Origin of the sequence: Novosphingobium olei (genome assembly GCF_012927405.1) — a bacterium.
GTDB classification, from domain to species: Bacteria; Pseudomonadota; Alphaproteobacteria; order Sphingomonadales; family Sphingomonadaceae; genus Novosphingobium; species Novosphingobium olei.
The window spans coordinates 125,026-139,290 of record NZ_JABBGM010000006.1; the positions used below are offsets into that span (position 1 = coordinate 125,026).

Annotated in this window: 13 protein-coding genes; 7 read left to right on the plus strand and 6 right to left on the minus strand. The window is 65.7% G+C overall.

Translation table 11 applies throughout. The features are described from left to right. Positions 1-25: 25 nt before the first annotated feature. Complete coding sequence (locus HHL27_RS14340) at positions 26-1,207, plus strand: RsmB/NOP family class I SAM-dependent RNA methyltransferase (RefSeq protein ID WP_169494130.1); 1,182 nt, start codon at positions 26-28, stop codon at positions 1,205-1,207. Between the two features lie 75 nt (positions 1,208-1,282). Next, entirely contained in the window at positions 1,283-1,789 is a 507-nt protein-coding gene (locus HHL27_RS14345; protein ID WP_169494131.1) for a tetratricopeptide repeat protein, read from the plus strand. Between the two features lie 64 nt (positions 1,790-1,853). On the opposite strand, the gene HHL27_RS14350 is transcribed toward HHL27_RS14345, so the two are convergent. Together HHL27_RS14350 and HHL27_RS14355 are read right to left on the minus strand one after the other, a co-directional pair. Beyond that, positions 1,854-2,339: an RNA pyrophosphohydrolase gene (locus HHL27_RS14350; protein ID WP_169494132.1), complete on the minus strand. Its 486-nt coding sequence runs from the start codon at positions 2,337-2,339 to the stop codon at positions 1,854-1,856. A gap of 22 nt (positions 2,340-2,361) precedes the next feature. After that, positions 2,362-3,333 carry an alpha/beta hydrolase gene (locus tag HHL27_RS14355; RefSeq protein WP_169494133.1) on the minus strand — a complete coding sequence of 324 codons (972 nt, stop codon included), beginning with the start codon at positions 3,331-3,333 and terminating at the stop codon, positions 2,362-2,364. Positions 3,334-3,557: 224 nt separating this feature from the next. On the opposite strand from HHL27_RS14355, the gene HHL27_RS14360 reads away from it, so the two are divergent. The 3 genes from HHL27_RS14360 to HHL27_RS14370 are packed head-to-tail and all read left to right on the plus strand — an operon-like array spanning position 3,558 to position 7,536. Further along, a complete protein-coding gene (locus HHL27_RS14360) occupies positions 3,558-5,510 on the plus strand; it encodes a 2-oxoacid:acceptor oxidoreductase subunit alpha (protein WP_169494134.1) in 1,953 nt (650 codons plus the stop codon). Next, positions 5,507-6,562 (plus strand): 2-oxoacid:ferredoxin oxidoreductase subunit beta, encoded by a 1,056-nt coding sequence (locus HHL27_RS14365; RefSeq protein ID WP_169494135.1) that lies wholly within the window; start codon positions 5,507-5,509, stop codon positions 6,560-6,562. The genes HHL27_RS14360 and HHL27_RS14365 overlap by 4 nt, the downstream gene beginning before the upstream one ends. Positions 6,563-6,600: 38 nt before the next feature. Then, positions 6,601-7,536, plus strand: coding sequence for a metal-dependent hydrolase (locus HHL27_RS14370; protein WP_169494136.1), 936 nt, complete (start codon positions 6,601-6,603; stop codon positions 7,534-7,536). On the opposite strand, the gene HHL27_RS14375 is transcribed toward HHL27_RS14370, so the two are convergent. After that, positions 7,493-8,260 carry a phosphatase PAP2 family protein gene (locus HHL27_RS14375; protein ID WP_169494137.1) on the minus strand — a complete coding sequence of 256 codons (768 nt, stop codon included), beginning with the start codon at positions 8,258-8,260 and terminating at the stop codon, positions 7,493-7,495. The two genes, HHL27_RS14370 and HHL27_RS14375, sit on opposite strands and share 44 nt — an antisense overlap. 73 nt (positions 8,261-8,333) lie before the next feature. Between HHL27_RS14375 and HHL27_RS14380 the strand changes: the two genes are divergently transcribed. Both HHL27_RS14380 and HHL27_RS14385 read left to right on the plus strand, forming a co-directional pair. After that, complete coding sequence (locus HHL27_RS14380) at positions 8,334-9,713, plus strand: cryptochrome/photolyase family protein (protein WP_338114913.1); 1,380 nt, start codon at positions 8,334-8,336, stop codon at positions 9,711-9,713. A gap of 147 nt (positions 9,714-9,860) precedes the next feature. Next, positions 9,861-11,333 (plus strand): serine hydrolase domain-containing protein, encoded by a 1,473-nt coding sequence (locus HHL27_RS14385; RefSeq protein WP_240959820.1) that lies wholly within the window; start codon positions 9,861-9,863, stop codon positions 11,331-11,333. A gap of 32 nt (positions 11,334-11,365) precedes the next feature. Here the strand turns inward: HHL27_RS14385 and HHL27_RS14390 are convergent, their stop codons facing one another. The 3 genes from HHL27_RS14390 to purF form a co-directional block, all read right to left on the minus strand. Further along, on the minus strand, positions 11,366-11,731 hold the full coding sequence (locus tag HHL27_RS14390) for a PilZ domain-containing protein (RefSeq protein ID WP_169494139.1): 366 nt from the start codon (positions 11,729-11,731) through the stop codon (positions 11,366-11,368). A 70-nt stretch (positions 11,732-11,801) separates the two neighbouring features. Beyond that, a complete protein-coding gene (locus HHL27_RS14395) occupies positions 11,802-12,527 on the minus strand; it encodes an SDR family NAD(P)-dependent oxidoreductase (protein ID WP_169494140.1) in 726 nt (241 codons plus the stop codon). Continuing rightward, the gene (purF, locus tag HHL27_RS14400) at positions 12,527-13,996 is read right to left on the minus strand and encodes an amidophosphoribosyltransferase (RefSeq protein ID WP_169494141.1); all 1,470 of its coding nucleotides are present in this window, start codon (positions 13,994-13,996) and stop codon (positions 12,527-12,529) included. The genes HHL27_RS14395 and purF overlap by 1 nt, the downstream gene beginning before the upstream one ends. Positions 13,997-14,265 lie beyond the last annotated feature (269 nt).

Here is a 14,265-nt window from a genome sequence, read left to right on the forward strand (position 1 = left end):
CGATCAAGCTCGGCTCAGCAGGACAATGACGCCGGCGGCGCGCGTCCAGTCGGCGATCGACCTGCTCGATGCCGTGATCGCCGCAGCGCGTTCTGGCGGGGCTTCGGCCGACCGCGTGGCGAGCGAATGGCTGCGCGCGCGGCGTTTCATCGGATCGAAGGACCGACGCGCGATCCGCGACCTGGTCTGGGCGGCTATCCGCGCGTGCGGAGAGGTGCCGAACACGGGCCGCGCGGCGATGCTGCGGCTGGCGCAGGGCGATGCCGCACTTGCCGCACTGTTCGATGGTTCACGCTATGGCCCGGCCGGGATCGCGCCGGGCGAGCCGGTGGCGGATGGCGGCGTCGCGCCGGGCTGGCTGGTCGAGGCGCTCGACGCATCGGGCATCGACGAGGCGGAGCGCAAGGCGCTGCTGACCCGCGCGCCACTGGATATCCGCGCCAACACGCTCAAGACATCCCGCGACGCGCTGCGGCTGCGCCTGCCGGCGCCTTCGAGCGAGGTGGTGGCGCCACAGGGGCTGCGGCTCGACACCGGGGCGGCGGCGGAAACCTGGCCCGAATATGCCGAGGGCCTGTTCGAGGTGCAGGATGCCGGTAGCCAGCTGACCTGCGAAGCCTTTGCCGCGAAGCCGGGCGAGACGATCGTCGACCTGTGCGCCGGGGCGGGGGGCAAGACGCTGGCGCTGGGCGCGGCCATGGCCAACAGCGGGCGGCTGATCGCCTGCGACATCGACCGGGCGCGGCTATCCCGCCTGCCCGAGCGCGCAACGCGGGCCGGGGTGCGCGCCGAGACGCGGCTGCTCGATCCGGGCAAGGAGCGCGTCGGCCTGTCCGACCTGATCAGCGCATGCGACGGCGTGCTGGTGGACGCGCCGTGTTCGGGCACGGGCACCTGGCGGCGCAATCCGGAGGCGCGCTGGCGGCTTAGTCCCAAGGCCATTGCGCGCTATGCGCAGATGCAGGCCGGCGTGCTGGACGTTGCGGCAGACCTGGTGCGGCCGGGCGGGCGCATGCTGTTCATCGTTTGCTCACTACTTGACGCCGAAGGTGCGGAACGGATCGATGCGTTCCTCGGACGGCATCGTGACTGGCGAGCGGAAGGGCCTGCTTGTCCCATCGGGAAACCGCGCGGAAAGGGCTGGCGCCTGACCCCCGGGGCAGACCGTACGGACGGGTTTTTCTTCGCAAGCCTGCGGCGTCTGTGATAGGCCATGCGGATGGCCGGGGGCATGATCGTTCGGGGGTCTCGCAAGCCGGATAACCGGCTGAAGGAGTTGTTGATGCGCTACACGCCTGCTGCTGCTGCACTTTCCCTGCTGGTCCTCGTCACCGGAAGCATGGGCGCGGCAAAGGTGAGCGAGACGATTGATCCGCGGGCGCAGATCCTGCTCGAGGATGGGCGCGCACAGCTGTCCAAGGGGATGGTCGATGCCGCGACCGACAGCTTCGAGGCGGCTTTGGCGGTGGATCCGGGCTATACCGGCACCTACATCGCGCTGGGCGAAGCGGCGCGAAAGGCGGGCCTGCAGGGCAAGGCGATCCATTATTACCGCGAGGCGCTGGAGCGCGACCCCAACAACCTGTCGGCCATTTCCGGCGAAGGCGGGGCGCTCGCCGAAAAGGGCGCGCTGGAAAAGGCACGAACCAACCTGTCGCGGCTCGAAGGGCTGTGTGGCAAGGGCTGCGCCGAAACGCAGGCGCTGAGCGCGGCGATTGCCAAGGGTGCTACGCCCAAGGTGGTGACGGCCGAAGCGGTCAAGCCCGAGCCGACCGTGGAGCGCAACTAGGACCAGCGCAAATTAAGCGAGCGTAACGGAGCCGGGCAGCGCACGCCGACCGGCACCGTCTCGGTCAGATCAGCGCGCGGAATTCGTCGAGAACCTGGCGGTAGACGCGCCGCTTGAACGGCACGATCAGGTCGGGCAGCAGTTCGGGCTCGACCCATTTCCACGCCAGGAACTCGGCGGGGTGATGCGCTTCGAGATCGATCTGCGCATCTTCGCCATTGAAGCGCAGCAGGAGCCACTTCTGGCGCTGGCCGCGGTACTTTCCGCCCCACAGCTTTCCCAGAAGGTCGCCGGGAAGATCGTAGAAGAATTCTTCCCGGCTTTCCGCAATGACGGTGACGAGGTCCGGCGTGACACCGGTTTCCTCGTGCAGTTCGCGCATCGCCGCGGCATGGAGTTCCTCGCCATCGTCGATCCCGCCTTGCGGCATCTGCCAGGCATCGCCTTCCTTGCTGTCAATGCGCTGGCCCACGAACACGCGGCCCTGTGCATTGACGAGCATCACGCCCACGCAGGGACGATAAGGCAGCCCGGCAAAATCACCCGTCATTGTGTCTTCATTCCTTTTCGAATCAGGCGCCAGCGCGCGCCAGTTTCAGCCTTACTTCGCCGAGGATTGCCGAAAGGTCATCGTTGGCCGAAGGCAGCGCCTTACGGGTCTGCGCGAAGCCGTGGATCGTGCCTTTCAACTCGAGATAGCTGACGTCAACTCCCGCCTGGATCAGCGCGGCGCCATAGGCGCGTCCGCCGTCGCGTAGCGGATCGAGGCCGGCGGTGACCAGCACCGTTGGCGGGGTCTTCGACAGATCGCCCTTGATCGGGGCCGAGCGGGGATGGCCGGCTTCGGGCGCGTAGCATTCGCCGAACCAGATCATCGTTTCGCGCGTCAGCAGGAAGCCTTCGGCGAAAGCATGATAGGACCAGTCATCGAGATTGTCGTCGGCCACGGGGTAGAGCGGCGCCTGCACCAGCACCGGCACGGCAGCAGGATCGGCAGCGAGCGCCTGGCTGACCACGATGGTGAGGTTGCCGCCGGCGGAATCGCCTGTGGTGACAAGGCCGGTGACGGTGCGGCCGAGCTCAGCCGGGCTGCTGGCGATCCAGCGGGTGGCTGCCTCGCAATCGTCGGGCGCGGCGGGGAAGGGGTGTTCGGGCGCGAGGCGATAGTCGACCGCGACGACCGGCAGGTCGAGCTCGTCGGCAATCGCGGTGCACAGGCTGTGGTGCGTTTCGAGATCGCCGATGACGAAGCCGCCCCCGTGATAGAACACGACGACCGGGCTGGCTTCGCGCGTTTCGCGCTTGTCGTAGAAGCGCAGGGCGATGTCGCCGGCGGGGCCGGGGCACGAAAGATCGCGGATGACGGCGAGCGGGCGCGGATCGGCTTCGGCCATCTGGCCCATGGCGACGTACCCTGCACGGGCCATTTCGGGGCCGACCGCGCTCATCGGCGGGGCCTCGACCGCGTTCATCATCGCCAGGAAGGCCTGCACGTCCGGGCGGACGTAGTGCTGCGGCTTTTCGATCGTATCGCTTTCGGACATCGGCTTTCCTCTCGTTTCGCAGGCCCGCCCTTGATGGGTAGCTGGCCCGCAGGACCATATTGAGTCTGCTTTTTGCAACTTGACTAGTCCCGGCTAACAGAATCAAGTCTGCTTCACGTTTTGAGGCATGGCAGATTTTCTTCTTTGCCCCGGAGCGCTTGGGGGAATAGGCGCGACACGAGCATCGGCGGAGGGCGACTCTCCGGCGCGCAGCAGAGGATAGTATGGCTACACTTGCAGATGGACCGGACGCCCTGACAGGCGGCAAGGAAATCCCCGCCGCTCCCGAGGCGGTCGTGGTGCGATTTGCCGGCGATTCGGGTGACGGGATGCAGCTGACCGGTGGTCAGTTCACGCTTTCGACCGCCCTTGCCGGCAATGACCTGGCGACGTTCCCCGACTTTCCGGCGGAAATCCGCGCGCCGCAGGGCACGCTGTTCGGCGTTTCGGCCTTCCAGATCAATTTCGGATCGACCGACATCGAGACCGCGGGCGACCAGCCCGATGTGCTGGTGGCGATGAACCCGGCGGCGCTGAAGACCAATGTCGGCGCGCTGAAGGCCGGCGGCCTGATCATCGCCGACACCGGCGAGTTCAACAAGCGCAACCTCGAGAAGGCCAAGTACGAGGTCAATCCGCTGGAAGACGGCAGCCTCGAGAAGTGGCAGCTGCTGGCATTCGACATTTCGGCGCTGACGCTCGAGGCGGTGAAGCCCTTCGGCCTTGGCAACAAGGAAGCGCTGCGCTGCAAGAACATGTGGACGCTCGGCCTTGCGCTGTGGATGTTCGACCGCGACCGGCAGCCGCTGATCGACTGGCTTAACGCCAAGTTCAAGAAGAGCCCGGTGCTGGCCGAGGCCAACATCGCCGCGCTGAATGCAGGCCATGCTTATGGCGAGACGGCCGAGCTGGCCGGGCCGCTGAAGCAGTATCACATCGCTCCGGTGGAGAGCGAACCGGGCCTCTATCGCACGGTGACTGGCGCGGAGGCGGTGAGCCTTGGCCTGGTGGCGGGCGCGCAGTTGGCCGACCTGCCGATGTTCTTCGGCGGATATCCGATCACGCCGGCTTCGGCGATCCTGCACAACCTTGCCAAGCTGAAGGAATACGGCGTCACCACCTTCCAGGCGGAAGACGAGATCGCCGCGATCGCCTCGGCCATCGGGGCGAGCTATGCGGGCCAGCTGGGCGTGACCTCCTCGTCGGGGCCGGGCATCGCATTGAAGGGCGAGGCGATGGGCCTTGCCATCATGACCGAGCTGCCGCTGGTGATCGTCAATTCGCAGCGCGGCGGCCCTTCGACCGGCCTGCCGACCAAAACCGAGCAGTCGGACCTGTACCAGGCGATCTATGGCCGCAACGGCGATGCGCCGATGCCGGTGATCGCCGCGCGCAGCCCGGCCGACTGCTTCGAAGTGGCCATCGAGGCCTGCCGCATCGCGGTGGAGTACATGACCCCGGTGATGCTGCTGACCGATGGCTACATCGCCAATGCGGCCGAACCGTGGAAGGTGCCGGATCCGGAGAGCTTCAAGCCGTTCCCGGCCAAGTTCCTGACCGAAAAGAACGGGCCCAATGGCGAGTTGCTGCCGTTCTCGCGCAATGAAAAGGGTGCGCGTCCGTGGATCAAGCCGGGCACGCCTGGTCTGATGCACCGCATCGGCGGCATCGAGAAGAACCCCGGCACCGGCAACATCGACTATAGCCCGGCAAGCCACCAGGCGATGACCGACGCCCGCAAGGACAAGGTCGACGGCGTGGCCAAGGGTATCCCTGCGCAGGACATCACGCTGGGCGAGGAAGGCGATACGCTGGCCGTGGTTGGCTGGGGCAGCACTTATGGCCCGATCCACCAGGCCGTGCGCCGTGCGCGTCGCAGGGGCCTGAAGGTCAGCCACATTCACGTGCGCCACGTGTGGCCGCTGCCGCTGAACCTGGGCGAGCTGCTCAAGGGTTACGCCAAGATCCTCGTGCCCGAAATGAACACCGGCCAGTTCAAGACCGTGCTGCGCGACCAGTATCTGGTCGATGCCAAGCCGCTTAACAAGACCAGCGGCCAGCCCTTCACCATCGCGGAAATCGAAGCCGCGATCACGGACGCGCTCGGTGGCGATATCGGTGGTGAAGTGGACGCCGACGGTACCCAGCTGCCCAGCATCAAGAGTGTCAATCCATGAACGACATGACCCCGATCACCAAGTTCGAGACGACAATCAAGGACTGGGAAACCGACCAGGAAGTGCGCTGGTGCCCGGGTTGCGGCGACTACGCGATCCTGAAGGCGGTGCAGCGCACGCTGCCCGAAATCGGCGCGGACCCTTCGAAGACCGTGTTCGTATCGGGCATCGGCTGTTCGAGCCGGTTCCCCTATTACGTCGAAAGCTATGGCTTCCACACGATCCATGGTCGTGCCCCGGCCTTTGCGACCGGCATCAAGCTGGCCAATCCGGAACTCGACGTGTGGCTGGTGACCGGCGACGGCGACGGCATGTCGATCGGCGGCAACCACACGATGCACATCCTGCGGCGCAACGTGAACACGCAGATTCTGTTGTTCAACAACGAGATCTACGGCCTGACCAAGGGCCAGTATTCGCCGACCAGCCGCGAAGGCACCAATTCGCCGACGTCGCCGCTGGGCTCGGTCGATCGGCCGGCACTGCCGTGTGCGTTCGCGCTGGGCGCCGGGGCGCGCTTCATCGCGCGGGCCTACGACGTGTCGAAGGATCTGGGCGGCGTGCTCAAGGCGGCGCACGCGCACCAGGGCGCGGCGTTCGTGGAGATCTTCCAGAACTGCATCGTCTACAACAAGGACCGCTTCGACGACTTCACCGCCAAGGGTGTGGCCGACCAGAACCAGCTGTGGGTGAAGGATGGCGAGCCGATGCTGTTCGGCAGCGTCAAGTCGGGCGGCGTGAAGGGCATTGCGCTCGATCTTGAGACGCTGAGCCTGAAGGTCGTCGACGTGGTCGATGGCGACTGGCAGTCGGCGGGCGTGATCGTCCACAACGTGAAGAACCGCGCGATCGCGCACATGCTGGTGGAGATGCCGTTCGGCCCGTTCCCGATGGCGCTGGGCGTGATCTACGACGATCCGCGCCCGACCTACGAGGCGACCGCGCTGGCCCAGGACGAACAGGCCCGCGCCGGCAAGGACGCCAATCTCGCCAAGCTGCTGGGCAAGGGGCAGACCTGGACCGTTTCGGGTACGGCGGCGGACCCGGTCTGACACCGGACCAGACGAAGGACTGTGGGTAGGGGGCCCGGTTGGACAACCTGACCCACAGTCTGGTCGGCTGGGCCTTGGCGGAAACCGGGCTCAAGCACCGGACCCGCAAGGGTCTTGCCGCCTGCGTGTTGGCGACCAATCTTCCCGACATCGACGTTTTCTTCGGGTGGGCGCCTTGGCCTCCGCTCGCGATGCATCGCGGGTTCACGCATGGGCTGGTGGGTGGCGTGCTGCTGCTACCGCCGGTGCTCGCGGGGCTGCTGTGGCTGCTCGATCGCTGGCAGGTGGCGCGCGGGCGGATCGCGGCGGATGCGCCGCCGTTGCGCCTGGGCTGGCTGCTGGCGCTGTGCTGGCTGGCGGCGCTGACGCATCCGCTGCTCGATCTGCAGAACGTCTATGCCATCCAGCTGCTCTCCCCGGCCAGCCAGCGGTGGTTCCACAGCGATGGGCTGTTCATCGTTTCGCCCTGGCTGCTGGCCATGCTCGGTGTCGGGATCTGGCGCAGCCGCGAGGCTGGCACGGGCGGCGCGGCCGTGGCGGCGCTGGTGGCATCGGTAGCGTTCATTGTCGCCAACGTCGCCATTTCTGCCTTCGCGTGGCAGGCGGCCCCGGGCCGTCCGGACCGCGTGTTCGCGTCGCCTGAGCCGCTGGCGTTCTGGCGGCGCGAGGTGGTCTGGCGGCAGGATGGCGCGATTGGACGCGGCAGCTATGATCCGTTCATGTCATTGCGCAAGCTCACGACGTCGACCGCCCTAGTGCCCGACAACATGGCGCTTCCGTTGGTGCGGCAGGCGGTGGGCGCATCGGCTGATGCGCAGCGATTCCTGGACTGGTCGCAGATGCCGATGGCCAGGGTCGAGCGGTCGGGCTGCACGGCCACGGTGACCTTCGCCGATGCGCGCTTCGCATCGACGCCGATCAAGGGTTCGTTCACGCGCTCGGTCGATTTGGAGATGTGTCGCCCGCCGGGGTGAGCGCATCGAGTGTGGTTTCGGCCTTTTCGGCCACGGCCTTGGCCGGACGGTGCAGCAGGGCCGAAGCCAGGAAGGCCCAGCCTGCGCCACCGAGCCACCCCGCCGCAACGTCGCTGGGGAAATGGACGCCCAGCCAGACGCGGGTGAAGGCGATGGCCAGACTCAGGATCACAGCGGTGACGATCAGCGTCCAGCGCACAGAGCGGCGCGGGCTCATCGCGGCAAAGGCCAAGGCGATGGCGATGTATACCACGGCCGAGTTGAAACTGTGGCCGCTGGGAAAGCTCTGCCCGCCCGCTTCGGTCAGGTGCGGCACGATTAGCGGGCGCGGTCGGCCGACAGCCGCCTTGACCAGCGAGTTGACGATCCAGCCGCCGGCGACGGTTCCTGCAAGGAGCACGGCTTCGCGGCGCAGGCGCAGGAACAGCAGCGCAGCGAGCACGCCCACGAGCACCAGGTTGCGCAGGAGCACACCGCCGAGCGATGTCAGATCGCGCACCGCCTCAAGCAGCCAGGTCGGCCCGGCAGGCACAAGTTCCGCGCCGCGCCGCCAGAACAGCAAGCCGGCATCGTCGATCGGGCCGCTGCGTCCGGTCGCGACCGCCCACGCAACGAACGCAAACCCTGCCCAGCACAGGGCGGATGCGGCCAGCGCATGGCGCGGCGCTATGCGCCAACTGTACGTCCTTTGGGGCAATCGGCCTTGGGAGGTTCGTTCGCTCATGGCAGGTCGGAACACAGAAGTATCGCGGGGTGTTCCCGCCCAATTGCCTTCGGCGCAACAGGAAAGAGCAATCGTGACATCTTCGGGGACCGCCCCCACCATCGTCTGGCTGCGGCGTGATTTGCGCCTGGCCGATCAACCTGCCTTCGCCGCCGCTGCGGAAAGCGGCGCGCCCGTCATCCCGGTCTATGTGCTCGATGACGATGTCGCCAAGAAATATGCGATGGGCGGCGCTTCGCGCTGGTGGTTGCACCATAGCCTTGCCAGCCTCGACGCAGACCTGCGCAAGCTCGGATCGCGCCTGATCCTGCGCCGGGGCAAGGTGCACGAGGAACTGGCGAAGATCCGCCGCGATACCGGTGCGCGTACGGTCCATGCGGTCCGTCATTACGAGCCGTGGTGGCGCAATGCCGAAAAGGCGGTGGCAAAGGTGCTGTCGCTCGAATGCCACGACGGCAACTATCTTGCACCGCCCGGATCGGTAACCACGGGCAGCGGGGGCATGTACAAGATCTACACCCCATTCTGGCGCGCGCTGTCCGAACGGATGCCGCCGCACGATCCGCTGGCAAAGCCGCACAAGCTGGAAGCGCCAGCGCACTGGCCGGCGAGCGACGACCTGGCCGACTGGGACCTGCTGCCGAGCAAGCCCGATTGGGCGGGCGGCATGCGCGAGGAATGGACGCCGGGCGAAGCGGGTGCGCGCAAGCGGCTGAGGGCCTTCGTCGAAAAGGCGCGCAAGTACGAAGAGAGCCGAAACCTGCCCTCGATCGAGGGGACCTCGCGGCTTTCGCCCCACCTCCACTTCGGCGAGATATCGCCCGCGACGGTGTGGCATGCCGTGGCCGATGCGGGCGGTTCGGTGCGCACGTTTCTGGGTGAGCTTGGCTGGCGCGACTATGCGCAGAACGTGATCCTGCAGTATCCCGAATATGGTTCGCGCAATGCGCGCGATGCGTTCGATGCGATCAAGTGGCGGCACGCGACAACCGAACTGAAGGCGTGGCAGCGGGGGCAGACCGGCTATCCCATCGTCGATGCAGGGATGCGCGAGTTGTGGCACACGGGATGGATGCACAACCGCGTGCGGATGATCGCCGCGAGCTTTCTGGTGAAGCACCTGCTGATCGACTGGCGCGAAGGCGAGCGCTGGTTCTGGGATACGCTGGTCGATGCGGACTATGGCTCGAATGCAGTCAACTGGCAGTGGATTGCCGGCACGGGCATCGATTCCAACATGTTCGTGCGGATCATGGCGCCGCTGACCCAATCGCCCAAGTTCGATGCGGCGGGCTACATCCGGCAATGGGTGCCCGAACTTAAGCACCTTTCGGACGAGGACATTCACGATCCGAAGCGAGCGCCGAAGGGGTATCCTGAGAAGATCATTGGCCATGCCGAGGCGCGGGCGAGGGCACTGGCGGCGCATGCGGCGATGAAGGAAGAAGCTTAGCGGCGGCCACGTTCCACTGAGGCGTAAAGCGGAGCCCGCATAGTCAACTATTGTGGTTGCCTTCTATCCACGGGTCTGTTCAGCATTTCTTCCCGGAACCTCGACGCTGCAAAGAGCCATCGTTAAGCCTCGCCTTCCGGAGAAGGAATGGCGATGAAGAGTGGGTGGCTGCGGCGAGATCTGTTGAAGGCGGCACCCGCTTTGGCCCTTGGCGCAGTGCCGTTTGCATTACGCGCCGGTGTTCCAGGCGATCCAATCGCCGCTCGGCTCGATGCGTTCCTGAATGATGCCAAGGCTGATGGCATTTCGATTGCTATCGTGCGCGATGGATTGACGCGATACCATGATGCTGGGTTCGCGGTGCGTGGCGGTGCCCGCGCAAGCAAGGGTACAGTCTACGAGATTGGCTCGATCACCAAGACTTTCACGGGGCTGATCCTCGCGCACGCCATCAGGGAAAGGCGCGTCGCGCTGACCGACGACGTACGGCGCTATCTGCCCGCCGGTTTCGACAATCTGTCTAAGGATGGGCGTGCCGTCACCTTTGCAGATATCGTCACTACATCGTCGGCCTTGCCGGACAACGTTCCCGATTGGAAGGCAGGGCTCGGCAATCCCAGCCCCGCTGAATTACCGCAGCGCGTCGTGGAGTTTTACAAGGACTATACGCAGGGGGACTTTCTTCGCGATCTTGCCAAAGCCAGCCTGACAGACACACCGGGCAGGGAGCCGCGCCATTCCAACACCGCGTCGCAATTGCTCGGTATCGTGCTTTCGCGGATCTATGGACAGCCGTACGCGGCACTGGTCGCGCGCTTTATCGAAAGGCCCCTGCGCATGCGCGAAGGAACGGGCGATATCCCGATTGAGCGCTTGGCAATCGGCTATGACGAAAAAGCGATGCCGCCGCTCGCAGTGCCCCTGATAATGCCCGCTGGCGGTTTGCGGTATGGCACGGCGGACATGGCCCGCTACATCAATGCGCAGATTGCAGCAGACGATCCGGCAATCCTTCAGACTCAGCAGCCGTTGTGGGGAACGCCAGACCATCAAGCCATCGGTTTTCACTGGATCATCGCCAAGGCAGCCGACAGCCGCCTGTATTATCGGCACAGCGGCGGCAGCTTTGGCTGCTCAAGCTACTGCGAATTCTATCCTTCGCAGCGTTACGGGATCGTCTTGCTGACCAATCGCGGCAATGGAGACGTGCAGTATCAGCTGGAGCAGCTTGCAGGCGAGATCCACGATATCGTGTGCGGTGCCCCAGTGGGCCTGGCGCAACTGCGACGTGCGCTCGAAGCCACCGACTATGCCGATGTGCCAGACAGCATTGCCGCGGTGCGGCAGCGGCACCCCGAATTGCATTTGAACGAGGATCGGGTGAACGAGTGGGGCTATCGCCTATTGTTCGGCAAGCGCGCCCGAGCCGCCGTTGCGATCTTTGCCTACAATGTCGCCGCCAATCCGCTCAGTGCAAACGCGCATGACAGCTATGCCGATGCCTTGTCTGCTATAGGGGACAAGGCCGGTGCCATGGCGGCGTACGGGAGAGCCCTAGAGCTGAACCCGAACAACGATCACAGCGCCGAGAGGTTGGCGGAGCTGCGCAAAGGAACTTAAGGCCCTCCCTTCGCTCGACCTTGCCGTAGCTCCTAAAGCGGCGGTTGCAGCGGCGTCGCCCCGTAGCGCGCCAACAGATCGTCGAGCACGACGACGCTGAGCAGGTTGGCGAAGGCGCAGCCGACCATGCCGTCCTGCCACCAGACGACTTCGGCCTGCATCGATTCCAGCCCCGGAAGCGTCAGCCAGCACATCGTGCCCACGTGCATGCGGTGGAGCGCCACGGCCGAGAAGCCGCCGAGCGACAAGTCCTGAACCGTGGTCGGGAAGCTCTTGGCGGCAGATGCGCGCAAGGTCGACGGGATGGCCACGCGGTTGCGCGGGGCGCAGCGGTCCTCTTGCGCCGAGTATTCGTAGCTGCCCGGTCCGAACCGGGAATCTCGCCATGTCGTGCTCATCGACCCAATCCGCATTCCCGTAACGGTCGGCAGGATGGGCTGAGTGTGACGTGACGACGTTAACGCGGGCTTACGCGGGAGGGTTAACGCGCTCCCGGTGCGGGCTGGCGAAGGGTTCGCCCAGCATCGCGACGATACGGTCGGCCACCACTTCAGGCTCCTTGATCGTCAGCGGATCTTCGCCGGGGTAGGCCTTGGCGCGCATGGCGGTGCGGGTGGCGCCTGGATCGACAACGGCAACGCGGATCTTCGACGTGCCCCGCGTTTCGAGCGCATAGCTTTCGAGCAGGTTGTCGAACGCGGCCTTGGAAGAGCCATAGGCGCCCCAGTAGGCGCGGGGCGAGGCGCCGACGCTGCTGGTGACGCCGACAACGCGCGGGTCGGCGCTTTTCTTGAGCATGCGGTCGAAGCCCATGATCAGCGCTTGCGTGGCAAGGATGTTGAGCGTCAGCGCGCGCATGAAGTCGCGCTGTTCGATCTGCCACACGGGCGTCAGCACCGGAAGCACGGCGGCGTTGATGACGAGAATGTCGAGCGCATCCCAGCGCGTGCCGATGGCCGTCGCCAGGCGGGCGATGCCTTCGGGCTCGGCGAGATCGACAGGGGCAATCGTGGCGGTGCCGCCGGCGGCGAAGATCGCTTCCTCGATCGCCTCGAGATCCTTGGCGGTGCGCGCGACGAGGATGACATGCGCGCCCGCCGCCGCGAGCGCCTTGGCCGTGGCCGCGCCGATGCCCCGGCTGGCACCGGTGACAAGGGCAACCTGCCCTTCGAACGGCCGTGAATCAGCGCTCATCAGGCAACCTTGCCCACCGGCAGCGCGAGCTGGCCCTGATCCTCGCGCTCAGCCATGTCGGTAAGGCGCGTGGGGTATTCGCCGGAGAAGCAGGCGTCGCAGTACTGCGGGCAGGCCTTGTTGCGCTGCGCCTCGCCGACGGCGCGGTACAGCCCTTCGATCGAGACGAAGGCGAGGCTGTCGGCCTGGATGAACTTGGCCATCGCCTCCACATCCATGCGCGCGGCGAGCAGCTTGGAGCGTTCGGGCGTGTCGACGCCATAGAAGCAGGAATGCTCGGTCGGCGGACTGGCGATGCGCATGTGCACTTCGCTGGCGCCGGCATCGCGCATCATCTGCACGATCTTGAGGCTGGTGGTGCCGCGCACGATCGAATCGTCGATCAGCACGATGCGCTTGCCTTCGACAAGGGCGCGGTTGGCGTTGTGCTTGCGCTTGACGTCCAGATTGCGCGCGCCGTCCGACGGCTGGATGAAGGTGCGACCGACGTAGTGCGAGCGGATGATGCCGAGTTCGAACGGCAGGCCCGACTGCTGGGCGTAGCCAAGCGCTGCGGGCACGCCACTGTCGGGCACCGGGATGACGAGATCGGCATCGGCCGGGGCTTCCACGGCGAGTTCGGCGCCGATCGCCTTGCGCACCTGGTAAACCGAACGTCCGCCCATGATGGAGTCGGGGCGGCTGAAGTAGACGTGTTCGAAAATGCAGGGGCGGCCGGCCTGATCGCCGAACGGGCGGTGGCTGCTGATCTCGCCATCGAGGCTGACCTGGATCAGTTCGCCCGGTTCGACTTCGCGCAGCAGTTCGGCACCGACGACATCGAGCGCGACGGTTTCGCTGGCAAAGACCACCGCATCGCCGAGCTTGCCCATCACCAGCGGACGGATGCCGAGCGGATCGCGGCAGGCGATCATGCCTTCGGGCGTCATGCAGATCAGCGAATAGGCGCCTTCGACCAGGCGCAGCGCATCGACGAAGCGGTCGAGCAGCGTGGGGTAGCGGCTCGTCGCCACGAGATGAATGATGACTTCGGTGTCGGACGTCGACTGGAAGATCGCACCCTTCTGGACGAGGTCGCGCTTGAGGAACATCGCATTCGAGATGTTGCCGTTGTGCGCGATGGCAAAGCCGCCCGAAGCGAGATCCGCGAACAGCGGCTGCACGTTGCGCAGGCCCGATCCACCAGTCGTGGAATAGCGGACGTGGCCGGCGGCCATCATCCCCGGCAGCTCGGCAATTGCCTGGCCCGAAGAGAAGTTGGCGGCGACATGGCCGATGCCACGGCGCGAATAGAACTCGCGCCCATCAAAGCTGGTGATGCCCACGGCTTCCTGGCCGCGATGCTGCAGCGCGTGCAGCCCGAGGGCGGCCATGGCGGCGGCATCGCGCGCGCCGAGCACGCCGAAAATGCCGCATTCCTCGCGCAGCTTGTCGCCGTCGCGGTCGTGAAAGGGATCGGTGATATTCATGGTTTTGGTGGACTCACGCGCTGGACTTACTGGGGCGCGCTGGGCCGCCGGCCAGGGTCGGCGCCCATGTGGCGACCTTTGTCACAGAACGCAAGGGGATTGCTGCAGGTGCGCTGTCCCGCCCGGAACCGGGGGCGCTATCCAATCGTATCGATGTCAGATTTTTCAAGGAGCTGAAGAGCAATGTCGACCGATCTCATCCGCAACGCGATCATTGTCGTCGTTGCGCTGTTCGTCGGGCTGCTCACGCTGTCCTACGCAACGCACGT